Source organism: Xanthomonas prunicola (genome assembly GCF_002846205.1).
In the GTDB taxonomy this organism is placed as follows: domain Bacteria; phylum Pseudomonadota; class Gammaproteobacteria; order Xanthomonadales; family Xanthomonadaceae; genus Xanthomonas; species Xanthomonas prunicola.
On the sequence record NZ_PHKV01000001.1, the window covers coordinates 1,207,933 to 1,221,999 of the forward strand.

The window sequence follows — 14,067 nt, forward strand, 5'->3', positions numbered from 1 at the left end:
CATCGCTCCAGCACGGCGGGCGTGGAGGAGCAGATCGCGCCATGCATGCCGTTCGGCAACGTTGTTCTCATCAGCAACCGAGGATTTGGCTATGCAGAAACGTTCTGGATTTCATCGCGTGCCGTTGCATCTGGCCGGCCTCGCCGTTCTTGCCGGCGTCGCCGCACCGGCGATTGCCGCACCATCGGCCGCGCTTCAGACGGCCGCCCCGCTCGCCCAGGTGCCTGCGCAGCTGCGCAGCGCGCGCAAACTCGGTGTGCTGGCACCCAGCACCGCGATCAGCCTGGTGATGACCGTACCGTTGAAGGACGGCGCAGGCGCCTACGACTATGCAATGCACGTTTCGCATCCAGGCGATGCGCTCTATGGCCACTATCTGACACCGGCGGAATTCACCGCCCGCTTCGGTGCGCGCGAGGACGACGTCGCCGCGGTCAAGGCCTTTGCGCAGGCGCATGGCATCCAGGTCAGCAGTGTCGGCGGCGCGGGCTCGCTGATTACCTTGAAGGCACCGGCGGCCACGTTCGCACAGCATCTGGGCGTGGCGTTCAATCGCTACCAACGCAGCGATGGCAAGACGTTCTTTTCGGCTGATCGACAGCCGCAATTACCCAGCGCACTGGCCGGTCATGTCGGCGGCATCGTCGGCCTGCACGACGCCGTCCGCTTCGCACCCCTGGCCATCCGCGCACCCACCAATCCGGCGGCACGCGCCGCGATTGCCAACGACGGCGCCCGCCGCGGCCGGCCGGACGCCACCCAGGCTACCGGCCACGGCCCCAACGGCGCCCTGAGCCCGCAAGACTTGCGCCGTGCCTATGCCATTCCCGAGCAGCTAGGCCCAGGCAAGCTGGAAACGCTGGCGCTGTTCGAGCAAGGCGGCTTCCTGTCCAGCGACATCGCCGCCTACGTCAAACAGTTTGGCTTACCGAACGTGCCGGTGAAGGTACGCAACGTCAACGGCTATGCCGGCGCAGTCAACAGTTCCGGCGTGGCCGGTGAGGCGGCGCTGGACATCGACATGGCGATCGCCGTGAACCCGCAATTGCGCCAGATCCAGGTCTACGAGGAAGGCGACGATCCGTTCCCGGTCGCGCTGCTGGCCTCGTTAGGTGCCATGGCCGACGACAACACTGCGCAGACGGTCAGCATCTCCTATGGGATCGACGAGGAATTCATGGGCGACGCTGCGCTGGCCGCAGAAGGCCAGGTGCTGACGCAGATGGTGGCGCAAGGCCAGGGGGTGTATGTCAGTTCGGGCGATCAGGGCGCCTATGGGCGCAGCGGCAGCGGCCTGCATGTCGAAGATCCCGGTAGCCAGCCGCTGGTGACCTCGGTCGGCGGCACGACCTTGTTTACCGAGCGTACCGGCGGCTACGGCGGCGAAGAGGCCTGGAACCTGCTGGGTGCCGGCTACGGGGCCACCGGCGGCGGTATCAGCAGCTACTGGCCACTGCCGGACTATCAGCTGATCGCCGGCACCGATGGCAAACCGGTGTCGATCGCCACAGCGAACCAGGGCTCGTCCACGCGCCGCAATGTGCCCGACGTGGCTGCCGTGGCCAGCCCCACGACGCCGGTGGCAGTGTATTCGGAGCTGGACGGCGGTTGGGTCAACTTTGGCGGCACCAGCGTCTCGGCGCCGATCTGGGCCAGCTTCATGTCCATCGCCGATCAGGCACACCAGGCCGCCGGACTGGGCCGGATCGGCTTCGCCAATCCGTTCCTGTATGAGGATCTTGAGGCCACGGTGTCCCTGGACACCAATGACGTGCTCGATGGCAGCAATGGCAATGCCAACCTGTTCGGCGGCGTGGCGGGCTTCAACGCCGGCCAGGGCTACGACAATGTCACCGGCCTGGGGTCGATGCTGCCGTCCTCTCTGCTGCTCGATTCCCTGCTGGAGGTTCATGACGGCAGCACGCCCCCACCGAATCAAGCGCGCGGCGTGCACGCCAGCACGACGGCCACGACCAGCACGGTGCAATGGACCGCCACCAACACGGCAACCGGCTATGCGATCGTCGCCCAGGACAACGCCACCGGTGCGTACACCTCCTACGCGGTCTCGCGCGGCACGCGCTACACGCTCGGCGGACTCAAGCCGAACACGTTCTACACGATGTACGTGGTCGCATTGAACAAGGGTGGGGCCACCGTGGGCTCGCCGGCGATCGTCAAGACGGCCAAGAGCTGAACTACGCAGCAAACGCCGCCCTGGCCGTGGCCCGGGCGGCAGTCGTAGGCAAGAGGGTTAGAACGGATCGCTGCCCGGGCGCAGATCCGCGCCCAGGATCGCTGCCAGCCGCTGCATGTCCTCATCGTTGCGGCTCAGTGCCATCCAGCCGGCACGGTCGTCGCTGCCGGTATCCCAGCACCACAGGGTGTAGCCGTATTCGCGCAGGCGGTCGTAGGCCACCGTCAGCAGCGCGGCGGTGTCGTTGGCGGCCAGGAAGTCGTCATCGTCGATGTCGCCGCCCCAGTCGATGCGCAAGTTCCAGCGGGCGGCCAGTTCGTCGATCGCGCTGATCAGCGTTTCGCTGTCGCTGCCATCCACGTAGAACCCCGAGCTCCAGTCGATCGCATCCTTCAGCGCCCATAACCACGCATCGCCATCGGTCTCGCCGGCGCTCTCGCGATAGGCATCGAACTGGCGCAGCGCGGTTTCTTCGTCGCCCGGATTGATCAGCAGCAACAGGTTCCAGACCAGCCCCTGATGGGTGTCCGGATCGTCGTCGTTGTCGGCGCTCAGGTCATCGGGTTCATCGTAGTCGGCGCTGTTGTCGGGCATCACGGTCTCACGTCCAGGGTTGCAAGGCGGAAGTGTGAGGCCTGATGGCGCGCAAGCAAACCGGTTGACGCACGCAACTGCGTCCCGGGGCTGGTCTTCACGACGCAGGCCCGTATCCTGTGGGGCCGAAGACGGCTCTCCCGGCCGCCATGACGCCTTTCCCATGAGCGATACCCCTCCCGATCACCTGGCCATCGACGCGCGCAGCCCGTTTCACAATGCCGATGCCCTCAACCGCGGCGTGGGCGTGCGCTTCAACGGTGTCGAACGCGACAACGTGGAGGAATACTCGGTGAGCGAAGGCTGGATCAAGGTGCAGGTCGGCAAGGCGCGCGACCGTCGCGGCAACCCGATGACGATGAAGATCAAGGGCGAAGTGGCGGCCTATTACCTGGACACCAAAAACGACACGCAACCAGCCGTCGAGTAACCGCACGACGCAGACACCGCCGCGCCGCACATTCGCACCAGCGCAGCCACTGCGCCGATGCCATCCAGCGCCGTCGATCGCGGCGCTGGATGGCATCGGCGCGCGACAACGCACGCTTCCGGCGGTACCGGAATCGGCGCGACTCAGGCCTTGAGCCGATACCCACTACGGAAGATCGCCGCCACCACGCCAAGGCACACGACCAGGAACAGAAAGGTCATGCCGGTGCTCACCGCGATGTGCACGTCGGCCCTGCCGTAAAAACTCCAGCGGAAGCCGCTGATCAGATACACCACCGGGTTGAACAGCGTGACCTTCTGCCACAGCGGCGGCAGCATGTTGATCGAGTAGAAACTGCCGCCCAGGAAGGTCAGCGGCGTCACCACCATCAGCGGAATCACCTGCAATTTTTCGAAGCCGTCGGCCCAGATGCCGATGATGAAACCGAACAGGCTGAAGGTCAGCGCGGTGAGCACCAGAAAGCCCAGCATCCACACCGGGTGCGCGATCTCGTACGGCACGAACAGCCGCGCGGTGAGCAGGATCAACAGTCCCAGCATCACCGACTTGGTCGCCGCCGCGCCTACGTAGCCGATCACGATCTCCCACCACGCCACCGGCGCGGACAGCACCTCGTAAATGGTGCCCGCCCAGCGCGGCATGTAAATGCCGAACGACGCGTTGGAGATGCTCTCGTTGAGCAAGGACAACATCACCAGACCGGGAATGATGAAAGCGCCATAGCTGATGCCGTCGATATCGCCCATGCGCGAACCGATCGCCGCACCGAACACCACGAAGTACAGCGACGTCGACAACACCGGCGAGGCGATCGACTGGGTCAGCGTGCGGAACGCACGCGCCATTTCGAACCGGTAGATCGCCGCAATCGCATGTACGTTCATGCGCGCACCTCCTGTTGACGTGCGCCATGCACCAGGTTGACGAAGATCTCTTCCAGCGAACTCTCGCTGGAATGCAGGTCCTTGAAATCGATGCCCTGCTCGTTGAGCCGGCGCAGCAACGCACCGATGCCGGTCTGCTCGGCCTGGGTGTCGAAGGTGTAGATCACACTATTGCCATCGGCAGCCAACTCCAGCGGCAGATCGGCCAACGCGGCGGGCAGCGCCTGCAATGGCGCCTGCAGGCTCAGCGTGAGCTGCTTCTTGCCGAGCTTGCGCATCAGCGTGTGCTTGTCTTCCACCAGCACCAGTTCGCCGCGGTTGATCACACCGACGCGGTCGGCCATGTCTTCGGCTTCTTCAATGTAATGAGTGGTCAAAATGATGGTGGTGCCCTGTTCGCGCAGCCGCCGCACCATCTGCCACATGTCGTGTCGCAGCTCCACGTCCACACCGGCAGTGGGCTCGTCCAGAAACAGAATGCGCGGCTCGTGGGCGAGCGCCTTGGCGATCAGCACGCGCCGCTTCATACCGCCGGACAGCGTGGAAATCTTGTTGTGGCGCTTGTCCCACAGCGAGAGCTCGCGCAGCACCGTTTCCAGATACGCCGCATTGGCCGGCTTGCCGAACAGGCCGCGACTGAAACGCACCGTGGCCCACACCGTTTCGAACGCGTCGGTAGCCAGTTCCTGCGGCACCAAGCCGATGCTGGCACGCGCGGCGCGGTAGTCGCGCACGATGTCGTGCCCGTCGGCCATCACCGTGCCGGTGCTGGGGTTGATCAAGCCGCAAATGATGCTGATCAAGGTGGTCTTGCCGGCGCCGTTAGGGCCGAGCAGCGCGAAGATCTCGCCGCGCTGGATTTCAAGATCCACCTGTTTGAGCGCCTGGAAACCGCCGGCGTAGGTCTTGCTCAAGCCCTGGATGGAAACGATCGAAGTCATGGGTCTGATACGAAAGACGATAAGCGCCACAGGGTAGGCGGTGCGCCGTGACGATGGGAGTGGCCCTGATGGGATGGTGTCTCCCGATACCCGCCGCGGATGTGGGCGAGCCAATACGCAGGTCAGCCGAAATGCGCCTGCGCATGATGGGCATCACGACGAAAACGCCGTCGCGCGCAAGCGCGCTCGGACACCCTCACGGCACCAGGCATGCGGTTGCGGTGACGATTCCCCAGTCCCGAATCCCGAGTCCCACGCGCCTGGGCGCGCTCACGCACGCTTGCGCGACTCGATCAGATCCAGATTGCGCACCAGCCGCCGCGACAGCTCGTCGGAAATTTCGCGGCGCCGCGCCAGCTTGAACAACTCGTTGCGCTCGGCCACCAATGCCGCATGCCGGAACTGCCGCAGCGCTTTTTCGTAGGCAACCGCCTCTTCCGGATCGGTCTCGGCCATGTCCACCGCGCCGAGCTTGCGCTGATAGCGCTGACTGACCTGGTTGGCCGCTGCGTTGTAGCGCTCGGCATGTTTGCTGCCATCGACCAGTCGCTGCCGCAGTTTTTCCACCGCATCCAGCGCTGCCTGCGAAGCAGATTTCACTGCCAGGTCTTCCTTGAGCTGCTCGTCTTCTTCTTCCGGCAATTCCAACCCGCGCAACAGGCGCGGCAACGCGATGCTGGCCACCAGCAACGACACCAGAATGACCGAGGCAGCCAGGAAGATCGCCAATTGGCGGGCCGGGAATGGCGAGCCGTCCTCCAGCATCAAGGGCAGCGTGAGCACGCCCGCCAGGGTGATCGCACCGCGCACGCCGGCCAGCGACACCGCCACCACGATCCGCCACGGCGGGCTGACATGCGCCTCGCCGCGTCGCTGCGCCTTGAAGATATTCCAGCGCAGCGACAGGAACACCCACACGAAGCGCAACGCCATCAAGCTGGCGCTGATGGTGGCCACGTACACCGCCAGCCACCACGGATTGAGGTGGCCTGCCTCCTGCACGCTGCGCACGGCGCCGTCCAGGATGCCCGGCAACTGCTCGCCCAGCAGCACGAAGATGATGCCGTTGAAGGTGAACTGCACCGTGTCCCACACCGCCGAACGCTGCAGGCGCATATTGCCCGGCGCATTACCGGCCATTTCCACGTAACTCATGGTGATGCCGGCGGCCACCGCGGCCAGGATGCCCGAGGCATGGAAGGCTTCAGCCAGCAGATACGCAGCGAATGGGGTCAGCAGGTTGACCAGGATCGCCGAACCGGGCTCCTCGCCGAAGTGCCGCCAGATCCAGGCCTGGATGCGGCTCAACCCGAAGGTCGTCGCCACACCCAAGGCCAGACCGGCCAGCGCCACCCACAGGAAGGTCAGCGAAGCGGCCGCGACCGAGAACGTGCCGGTCAACACTGCCGCCACCGCGAACTGGAAACAGACCAGGCCGGAGGCGTCATTGAGCAGCGACTCGCCTTCCAGAATGTGCATCAGGCGCTTGGGGATCGACACCTTGGAGGCGATCGACGACACCGCCACCGGGTCGGTCGGCGAAATGATCGCCGCCAGCGCGAACGCCACTGCCAGCGGCATCGCCGGAATCAGCCAATGAATGAAGAAGCCGGCGCCGACGACAGTGAAGATCACCAGCCCCAACGCCAGCTCCAGAATCGCCGCCTTGTCGCGGAACAGGCCTTGCTTGGGAATGCGCCAGCCATCCAGAAACAGCAGTGGCGGCAGGAACAACAGGAAGAACAGCTCCGGCTCCAGTTCGTGCCCCGCATCGAACACGCCGGAGACCACCGCGCCTAGCGCGATCTGCACCAACGGCAACGGCAGCGAAAACGGCAGAATGCGGATGAGATAACCGCTGGCCGCGACCGCCAGCAACATGGCGAGGACGACATCGATCGAATGCATAAAAACCCGGGAGGAAGAGACGGCAACACGTGCGGCATCGTCTTGCGACGCACAACAACGCACCGACGGGAACATACCGGTTTGCAACCGGTGATGAAACCACCGCACCACCTGGGCCTGGGCGCGGTCCTGTGCGGCGACCGCCGCAGCGGTGTGGTGCGGTAGCGCTTTGGCGGGTGTCTGTCGATCAGACACGATGGCTGCCGGGTGGACAGGCCGAGACGAAGAGGCGGCCGTGCTTGGTCAAGATGGATTGCCCACAGCACGAGCAACCGCAGCACCATCGTGGCGATGCAACAGGCCCGCAATGCGCATGCGGGCGGCGGGCAGGCGATGGATCCATCGCCAAGGCCAGCAGTCACTCGATCGCGCGGACCTCACCTGCCGTCGAGAGCAGCCGGCACTGTGATCGCTCGCGCTGTCGGACATGCCGGCGGCATGCTCGCGCAGATCAGCCGAACGCAGATCAGCTGTGGTGAACGTGCTTGTTCGCGTGCGGCTTCGATTGTCGGACGCCCCCGACCGGGACCAGGAAGCTCGCTTCATGCAGTTTCAGCCTGGAATCGTAGTGCCTTACCGTCACCTTGACCGCCTTGACCTTCTTCTTGAAGGCGTAAGGCCATTGCGCGCCCACCATCTCCTGCCCGGGCTTCTGACCGTCAGCGTCTTCGACGAGCTTGATGCGCACCGGGTAATTGCCTGCGCCGCCGTTGTCCGCATCGTTGGCGTCGAACACCTCGATATGTGCTTTCGAAAACGCCAGTGTCGACGGGCCGCCGTCCTTGAAGTTGGCGCTATCGTCGAATCCGATGTTCTTGTAGCTGTAGCTCAGCACGATCACTTGCGTGGGCACCCAGGAGCCGCCGCCATGGTTGGGAATGTTCACCCTGGCCACGCGCGCGGAATCAACGGTGAATTCCCACTCCCCCGGGACAATCCACTTCTGCCCTGGTCGATAGATGTCACGCGCAGGGACAGCAGCGGCCGCTGATAACGCATGCGTTGGCGTGATGGCCGATGCCTGTGCACTACCGGATGCCTGTGCACTACCGAATGACGCCAGCGTGCCTGCCATCACCACTGTCGGCAGTAGCAATCGATTGAACTCACTCTTTTTGGACTTCATGTTCTACAGCCTTGAGAACTGGTGATCACGCAAGGGTATGGACAATAACGGCACTGGCCGGCGTCGCTTCTGCCAATGGCGAACATTCGTGCCGCTTCGGGCGGCCGTGACACTGGCGACAACGACGCTGAGCCTGATAACGGTCTGATCGCGCATCGCCTGCAGTGCAGTCGCACCGTCGCGTTTTCAACACGATCGCTCGGCCTGCATCGAGGTCGCTGATCGAACAGACTCAACCATGGCGAGGCGACGACGCAGATGCGGTGCCGTTGCGGCGCAGCATCTTCATGTAAAAACTGCGTGATGCATCCGCGCTGCAGTTGGCCGCGTATCCAGATCCACGATTGCCATCCAGGTAATCGCTCACCCAAAGGATCGATGCCTCATGAAGACTTCATTCCAGTCGCTTGCCGTTGCCACCGCCATTGCCCTGACCAGCGCCATGGCCCCCGCCTACGCTGCGTCCAATCCGATGGTTGGCGGCGCGCCGATGCTGGTGACCAAGGACATTGTGGACAACGCGGTCAACTCCAAGGACCACACCACGCTGGTGGCTGCCGTCAAAGCCGCCGGCCTGGTCGAGACGCTGAAGGGCCCGGGCCCGTTCACGGTGTTCGCACCGACCAATGCGGCCTTCTCGGCGCTGCCGGCCGGCACTGTCGATACCTTGTTGAAGCCCGAATCCAAGGCGACGCTGACCAAGGTGCTGACCTATCACGTGGTACCGGGCAAGGTGGACGCCGCCTCGCTGATCGCCAAGATCAAGGCCGGCGGCGGTAGCGCCACGCTGACCACCGTGCAGGGCGAACCGCTTACCGCAAAGCTCAATGGCAAGAAGGTCACCATTACCGACGTCAAGGGCAATACCGCCACTGTCACCATTGCCGATGTCATGCAGAGCAATGGCGTGATCCACGTGGTGGACAAGGTGTTGATGCCGTAACTGCCTGCCCCCGCACTGCAATGCGTCGTTGCTGACGCGTGCATGCGCCATCGGCGGAATGCGGTTTTTCCGCCGATGGCGCAGCGGTTTTATGCAGGAGCGTGATCGCATCGGCAAGCGCCAGCTGGAGCGATTGGCAATCCATCGCACAACCGTCGTGTAACCGTAGACGGCGTTCGACATCGACATAGAAGACGTCTCATCCATGTCGACGTCGGCCGCCTATGACGCAACGCCTGACAACTGCCCGGCATGTCCCGTTCGCGACTGCTGATCGGCACATGCATGTAAGAGATCTGCAATGCATCCGCTAGCACGCCGGTGCATGCAAGACGTCATTCAACCATGCGGCGCGTTGCTGGCGTCAGTCTCAGCAACCGTCACCCAACCGCGAAGCGGCGGTGAGGGAGTCACCGGCGTGCCGATGGCTCCGCTTGGTGTCCTGATTCTCCGACACCGTGCGCGTGCCCTTGCACGCGTATTTTTTGCCCGTCTCGCACGTTACCGTTCTCTGCCCAGCGATCGTTCCAGCGCCTGCGGCGGGTCCAGCAACTGACGCAGATCTTCGACAAATCCGCGGTAGCCTTCTTCGCGCGCATCCGTCGAGGGCTGCCGCAACACCCAGGATGGATGCACGGTGGTCAAGACCGGCGTGCCATCGTCCAGGCGCTGCCACTGCCCGCGTTCCTGCATCAACCGGAAGCTGCTTCCCAACACCGCCTGTGCCGCAGTCGCCCCCAGGCAGACGATCTGCGCTGGACGCAATTGCGCCCGTTCGGCCTGCAACCACCCGCTGCATGCCTGCACGTGCGCACGCTCCGGATTGCGGTGCAGCCGCCGTTTACCGCGTTGTTCGAAACGGAAATGCTTGACCGCATTGGTGACGTAGAACTTCTCGCGATCGACACCCAGCTCACCCAGCGCCATGTTGAACAGGCGCCCTGCCGGCCCGACAAACGGGCGGCCGCTCAAATCCTCTTCATCGCCCGGCTGTTCGCCGATCACCATCACCGATGCATCGTCGGGCCCTTCGCCGAATACCGTCTGCGTCGCCGGTTGCCACAGTTCGCAGCGCCGGCACTCCCGTGCAGCGCTGCGTAACTGCGCCAGGCTTTGGGTTGCCACGTCCGGCAGTGGCGCAGGCGTCGCCGGCACGCGGCGGCGTACCGGCTCAGGCACGCGCTCGGCCATCTCGCGCACGCGCACGCCGGCTTCGCGGATCAGTTCCGGCAGCAAAGCGGCTTCGGGCAGGTTCTTCCAATATTTCTGCGGCATTTCCTGCCGCATCATGGTCGGGTTGAGCCGCGCCGGATTGAAGATATGGGCGTAATAGGTGCGCCACAGTGCTTCCTGCGCATCATCGGCCGGTACCTGCGTGCGCACCGCTCCTTCGCCGAAGCTCAACGCCTCGCCATCCCAGCGCACGCTGCGGTACGGGGTCAAGATCGCCCAGCGCATGCCGGCGAAACGGCGCGCGAAAAACGGTGCCACCCGGTCCACAATCCAGTGTTCGGGCTCGAACCAGGCAACGAAGTCCTCCTCTTCACCGGGCAAGCGGCGGAAGCGCACGAAGGCCTTCATCTTGTGCGTATCGCGCTGCACTGCCTTCTGCCATTGCCGTAGCCGGTGCACATCCACATCGGTGGCGCGTTCCAGCAATGCCTTCTCGCCGGAGGCAACGCGCCACAACAACCGGTACAGCACGGCATGACGCTGCGCATCGCGGTGACACAGCACCGATGCCGCCAACTGCATGAACTCTGCCGAGACGCGCGGTGGCGGCACCAGGGCCGGCAGCTCCAGCAGCCCTTGCCCCATTAACAGCCCGCCCTGCGCACCACCGTTCCAGGCCACATCATCCGGCTCGACCTGCGCGCACCACCCCGCTCGTGCCAACGCACGCCACGCGTCAAAACTCCACGGTGGTTCCACCTCAGCACTGAACATCGTTGACCTATCTGGTGTGGGTTCCGACGCACGCTTGCGATGCGCACGGCCGTGCACGGCCGTTTGCCAGCAGGCACGTTAGCTGCGCAGGAAGGGGTGGAAGCTCGTTGAGTGGGATTGGGGCGTGGGAATGTGCAAAAGCTTGTACCGTTCGTGTCAGGACTGACGTTGATCAACACCGCTGCGGGAGCCGCACCCTCACCCGCCCTTCAGGCACCTTCTCCCGATGAAGGGGGACTATGTTCCGAGGCGAGAAGGATGCAACAGCGCTGCTTTCAAGCTAAGAAGGAGCAGGCACCGGCGCATGTGTGCGCACAATCAGTCGAACAGGCTCGCCTGCCTAGGCGCTGGCGCCAACTGCGCACGCAACCTGACCGGGTCGTCCAGCCGTTGCCGCGGATGGTGATCGAGCACACTCACGAACGGCAGCAGCTTTTTCATCGGTACGCGCAGCCGCGCCAGATCGCCGATACGCAACCGCGCATGCCGCCGCGACAGCAATAAACGCTCCACGTTGCGCGTGCCCAGGCCCGGCACGCGCAGCAGCATCTCGCGTGGCGCCGCATTCAAATCCACCGGGAATCGCTCCGGGTTGCGCAATGCCCAAGCCAGCTTGGGATCCACGTCCAGATCGAGCATGCCACTGGATTGCGCCGGCGCAATGTCTTCCACGCTGAACGCGTAGAAGCGCAATAACCAGTCGGCCTGATACAAGCGGTGCTCGCGTTGTAGCGGCGGTGCCTGCAACGGCAATTTGGACGAGGCATCCGGGATCGGGCTGAAGGCCGAGTAGTACACCCGGCGCATGCGGTAATTGCCGTAGAGATTGTGGCTGGCATCCAGAATGCTGCGGTCGTTGGCATCGTCGGCACCAACGATCATCTGCGTGCTCTGCCCGGCCGGTGCAAAGCGCGGCGGCTTGGCACGGCGCACCGTTTCGGCCTTGCGTTCGAGCTGATTTTCTTCGATACGCCAACGCAGCTCGCCCATTGCCGAGCGGATGCCGCCCACGCTTTTTTCCGGCGCCAGCAGCGTCAGGCCCTGCTCGGTGGGCAACTCTACGTTGATGCTCAGGCGATCGGCGTAACGCCCGGCTGCGGCCAGCAATTCCGGCGTCGCATCGGGAATGGTCTTGAGATGGATATAGCCGGCGAAATGGTGCACCTCGCGCAACTGCCGCGCCACTTCCACCAGTTGCTCCATGGTGTAGTCGGAGTTGCGGATGATGCCGCTGGACAGGAACAGGCCTTCGATGTAATTGCGCTTGTAGAAGTCCAGCGTGAGCGTGACCACTTCTTCCGGCGTGAAGCGTGCGCGCCGCACGTTGCTGGACACGCGATTGACGCAATACGCGCAGTCGAAGATGCAAAAATTGGTCAACAGAATCTTCAACAGCGACACGCAGCGGCCGTCGGGCGTGTACGAGTGGCAGATGCCCATGCCCTCGGTGCTACCGATGCCGCCGGTGCCCAGCGAATGACGCTTGTTGGCACCGCTGGAGGCACAGGAGGCGTCGTATTTGGCAGCGTCGGCGAGGACAGCGAGCTTGTCGAGGATTTTCACACGGGCAGCATGCAGCGGTGGCGTCTCAGCCTATGAGATTCGCCCGCACCCGATCGTGAATGCTTCAGAGCGTTGCGACACGAACGTGGTTCCTGCCGCGCTCACGTCGGCATGCGCGGCCACACCCGCTTTCACACGCGCGACGACGCCGGTCGCTGATCAGCACTGAAGGAAAAGATGCCAACGCGCCCACCCTGGCGTCCAGTGCTATGCAGCCACCGGGTCAGCGACCGCTGCATGGCCGTCGAACCGATAGAGATCCATTGCCAGAAACCCCGCATCGATGCCGGCGTCGATGCGCTGCGCGCCAAGTCGGTCAGCACCGGCCGCACCCATCGCCACGTACAACGGCAACAAGTGTTCGTCGCTGGGATGCGCGCGCTCGGCGTGCGGTGCCTGGCGGCGGTAGTCCAGCAGCGCGGGGATGTCGTTGTCCAGCAGCTTGCGCTCGGTCCATTCGATGAAGGGCCGCACGTACGGCGCTTCGCGCTCGGTGCTGTAGCCGTGGCGAACATCGTGCAGGTTGTGGGTGATGCTGCCCGAGCCGATCACCAGCACGCCGTCATCGCGCAACGGCGCCAGCGCGCGGCCCACGGCGAACTGGTGCGCCGGACCAAGCTCGGGCTGGATCGACAGCGACACTACCGGGATGTCGGCATCCGGATACAGCAAACGCAGCGGCACCCAGACACCGTGGTCGAAGCCGCGCTGCGGATCCAGGTGCGGATGCAGGCCGGCCTGTTCCAGCCGGCGCAGGATCTGCTGCGCCAACGCCGGCTCGCCAGGCGCCGGATAGTCGAGTGCGTACAACGGTGCCGGGAAGCCGCCAAAATCGTGGATGGTGGGCGGCCGCACCGCACCACTGACCAGCGGGCGCCGGCCCAGCCAATGCGCGCTCGCCACCACGATCGCGCGCGGCCGTGGCAATGCTCGCCGCAAGTCGGCCAGCCGCTCGCCGACCTGCCCCGGCTGCAGTGCAGTCATCGGCGAACCGTGCGAGATATACAGGGAAGGCAAGCGGGTCATGGACAACTCCTTGGTGGATGAAACAGCATCAGCGCGACGGCTTCAACGCCAACGCGCCGTCGCCGAGCAACGCCTGGACGATCAGCAGCACCGTCCATAACGCCGGGTATTCCCAGCCGCCGCCCGGGCTGGAGAAACCGAACCCGTTGGCACCATGCACCGTCACAATCGTGCCCAACAGCAGCGGCACGCCCAGTAGCGCGACCCAGCGCGCATAGATGCCCAGCAACAAGGACACGCCAAGGCCCAGTTCCAGCGTCATGCTGACATACGCCAATGCAGCGGGCAGGCCGAGCGACTGGAAATACCCCACAGTGCCGGCTGGCGTGCAGACCACTAGTTTGGTCAAACCATGCACCAGAAACAGCAGGCCCAGGCTGATGCGCAGCACGGCCGTGCCGTAGGCGGCGGTGCGTGGAGTTGCGAAGGCCGTGGTCATGGGATGGACTCCGTTGAGGACCACCACAGCCTATTCCTTACAAAAATA

Annotated in this window: 12 protein-coding genes; 3 read left to right on the forward strand and 9 right to left on the reverse strand. The window is 64.2% G+C overall.

From position 1 onward, the window contains the following. Positions 1–91 precede the first annotated feature (91 nt). On the forward strand, positions 92–2,197 hold the full coding sequence (locus XpruCFBP8353_RS05345) for a protease pro-enzyme activation domain-containing protein (RefSeq protein ID WP_101362226.1): 2,106 nt from the start codon (positions 92–94) through the stop codon (positions 2,195–2,197). 57 nt (positions 2,198–2,254) lie between these two features. Here the strand turns inward: XpruCFBP8353_RS05345 and XpruCFBP8353_RS05350 are convergent, their stop codons facing one another. Then, positions 2,255–2,791, reverse strand: a complete 537-nt coding sequence (locus XpruCFBP8353_RS05350) for a DUF6630 family protein (RefSeq protein ID WP_029217742.1) — start codon at positions 2,789–2,791, stop codon at positions 2,255–2,257. A gap of 163 nt (positions 2,792–2,954) precedes the next feature. Between XpruCFBP8353_RS05350 and XpruCFBP8353_RS05355 the strand changes: the two genes are divergently transcribed. Then, on the forward strand, positions 2,955–3,221 hold the full coding sequence (locus tag XpruCFBP8353_RS05355; RefSeq protein WP_101362227.1) for a DUF3297 family protein: 267 nt from the start codon (positions 2,955–2,957) through the stop codon (positions 3,219–3,221). 143 nt (positions 3,222–3,364) lie between these two features. On the opposite strand, the gene XpruCFBP8353_RS05360 is transcribed toward XpruCFBP8353_RS05355, so the two are convergent. From XpruCFBP8353_RS05360 to XpruCFBP8353_RS05375, 4 genes are all read right to left on the reverse strand, one after another. Next, positions 3,365–4,126, reverse strand: a complete 762-nt coding sequence (locus XpruCFBP8353_RS05360; RefSeq protein ID WP_101362228.1) for an ABC transporter permease — start codon at positions 4,124–4,126, stop codon at positions 3,365–3,367. Beyond that, positions 4,123–5,067 carry an ABC transporter ATP-binding protein gene (locus XpruCFBP8353_RS05365; RefSeq protein ID WP_101362229.1) on the reverse strand — a complete coding sequence of 315 codons (945 nt, stop codon included), beginning with the start codon at positions 5,065–5,067 and terminating at the stop codon, positions 4,123–4,125. Before XpruCFBP8353_RS05365 ends, XpruCFBP8353_RS05360 begins: the two co-directional genes overlap by 4 nt. Before the next feature lie 270 nt (positions 5,068–5,337). Next, a complete protein-coding gene (locus XpruCFBP8353_RS05370) occupies positions 5,338–6,975 on the reverse strand; it encodes a Na+/H+ antiporter (protein WP_101362230.1) in 1,638 nt (545 codons plus the stop codon). A gap of 466 nt (positions 6,976–7,441) precedes the next feature. Then, positions 7,442–8,050 carry a hypothetical protein gene (locus XpruCFBP8353_RS05375; RefSeq protein ID WP_243391044.1) on the reverse strand — a complete coding sequence of 203 codons (609 nt, stop codon included), beginning with the start codon at positions 8,048–8,050 and terminating at the stop codon, positions 7,442–7,444. A 436-nt stretch (positions 8,051–8,486) separates the two neighbouring features. On the opposite strand from XpruCFBP8353_RS05375, the gene XpruCFBP8353_RS05380 reads away from it, so the two are divergent. Then, positions 8,487–9,044, forward strand: a complete 558-nt coding sequence (locus tag XpruCFBP8353_RS05380) for a fasciclin domain-containing protein (protein ID WP_162300947.1) — start codon at positions 8,487–8,489, stop codon at positions 9,042–9,044. Between the two features lie 501 nt (positions 9,045–9,545). Here XpruCFBP8353_RS05380 and XpruCFBP8353_RS05385 read toward each other — a convergent pair. The 4 genes from XpruCFBP8353_RS05385 to XpruCFBP8353_RS05400 all read right to left on the reverse strand — a co-directional run bounded on the left by XpruCFBP8353_RS05385 (position 9,546) and on the right by XpruCFBP8353_RS05400 (position 14,019). Further along, positions 9,546–10,991, reverse strand: a complete 1,446-nt coding sequence (locus tag XpruCFBP8353_RS05385; protein WP_101362231.1) for a UdgX family uracil-DNA binding protein — start codon at positions 10,989–10,991, stop codon at positions 9,546–9,548. A gap of 318 nt (positions 10,992–11,309) precedes the next feature. Beyond that, a complete protein-coding gene (locus XpruCFBP8353_RS05390) occupies positions 11,310–12,554 on the reverse strand; it encodes a putative DNA modification/repair radical SAM protein (RefSeq protein ID WP_101362232.1) in 1,245 nt (414 codons plus the stop codon). 207 nt (positions 12,555–12,761) lie between these two features. Then, positions 12,762–13,580 (reverse strand): dioxygenase family protein, encoded by an 819-nt coding sequence (locus XpruCFBP8353_RS05395; protein ID WP_101362233.1) that lies wholly within the window; start codon positions 13,578–13,580, stop codon positions 12,762–12,764. A 28-nt stretch (positions 13,581–13,608) separates the two neighbouring features. After that, positions 13,609–14,019, reverse strand: coding sequence for a DoxX family protein (locus XpruCFBP8353_RS05400; protein ID WP_101362234.1), 411 nt, complete (start codon positions 14,017–14,019; stop codon positions 13,609–13,611). Positions 14,020–14,067 lie beyond the last annotated feature (48 nt).

Bases quoted from the DNA above. Each gene is read 5' to 3' on its own strand.
- XpruCFBP8353_RS05385 (WP_101362231.1), bottom strand. From the start codon at position 10,991: ATGTTCAGTGCTGAGGTGGAACCACCGTGGAGTTTTGACGCGTGGCGT.
- XpruCFBP8353_RS05395 (WP_101362233.1), bottom strand. From the start codon at position 13,580: ATGACCCGCTTGCCTTCCCTGTATATCTCGCACGGTTCGCCGATGACT.
- XpruCFBP8353_RS05360 (WP_101362228.1), bottom strand. From the start codon at position 4,126: ATGAACGTACATGCGATTGCGGCGATCTACCGGTTCGAAATGGCGCGT.
- XpruCFBP8353_RS05355 (WP_101362227.1), top strand. From the start codon at position 2,955: ATGAGCGATACCCCTCCCGATCACCTGGCCATCGACGCGCGCAGCCCG.
- XpruCFBP8353_RS05370 (WP_101362230.1), bottom strand. From the start codon at position 6,975: ATGCATTCGATCGATGTCGTCCTCGCCATGTTGCTGGCGGTCGCGGCC.
- XpruCFBP8353_RS05380 (WP_162300947.1), top strand. From the start codon at position 8,487: ATGAAGACTTCATTCCAGTCGCTTGCCGTTGCCACCGCCATTGCCCTG.
- XpruCFBP8353_RS05350 (WP_029217742.1), bottom strand. From the start codon at position 2,791: ATGCCCGACAACAGCGCCGACTACGATGAACCCGATGACCTGAGCGCC.
- XpruCFBP8353_RS05400 (WP_101362234.1), bottom strand. From the start codon at position 14,019: ATGACCACGGCCTTCGCAACTCCACGCACCGCCGCCTACGGCACGGCC.
- XpruCFBP8353_RS05365 (WP_101362229.1), bottom strand. From the start codon at position 5,067: ATGACTTCGATCGTTTCCATCCAGGGCTTGAGCAAGACCTACGCCGGC.
- XpruCFBP8353_RS05375 (WP_243391044.1), bottom strand. From the start codon at position 8,050: ATGGCAGGCACGCTGGCGTCATTCGGTAGTGCACAGGCATCCGGTAGT.
- XpruCFBP8353_RS05345 (WP_101362226.1), top strand. From the start codon at position 92: ATGCAGAAACGTTCTGGATTTCATCGCGTGCCGTTGCATCTGGCCGGC.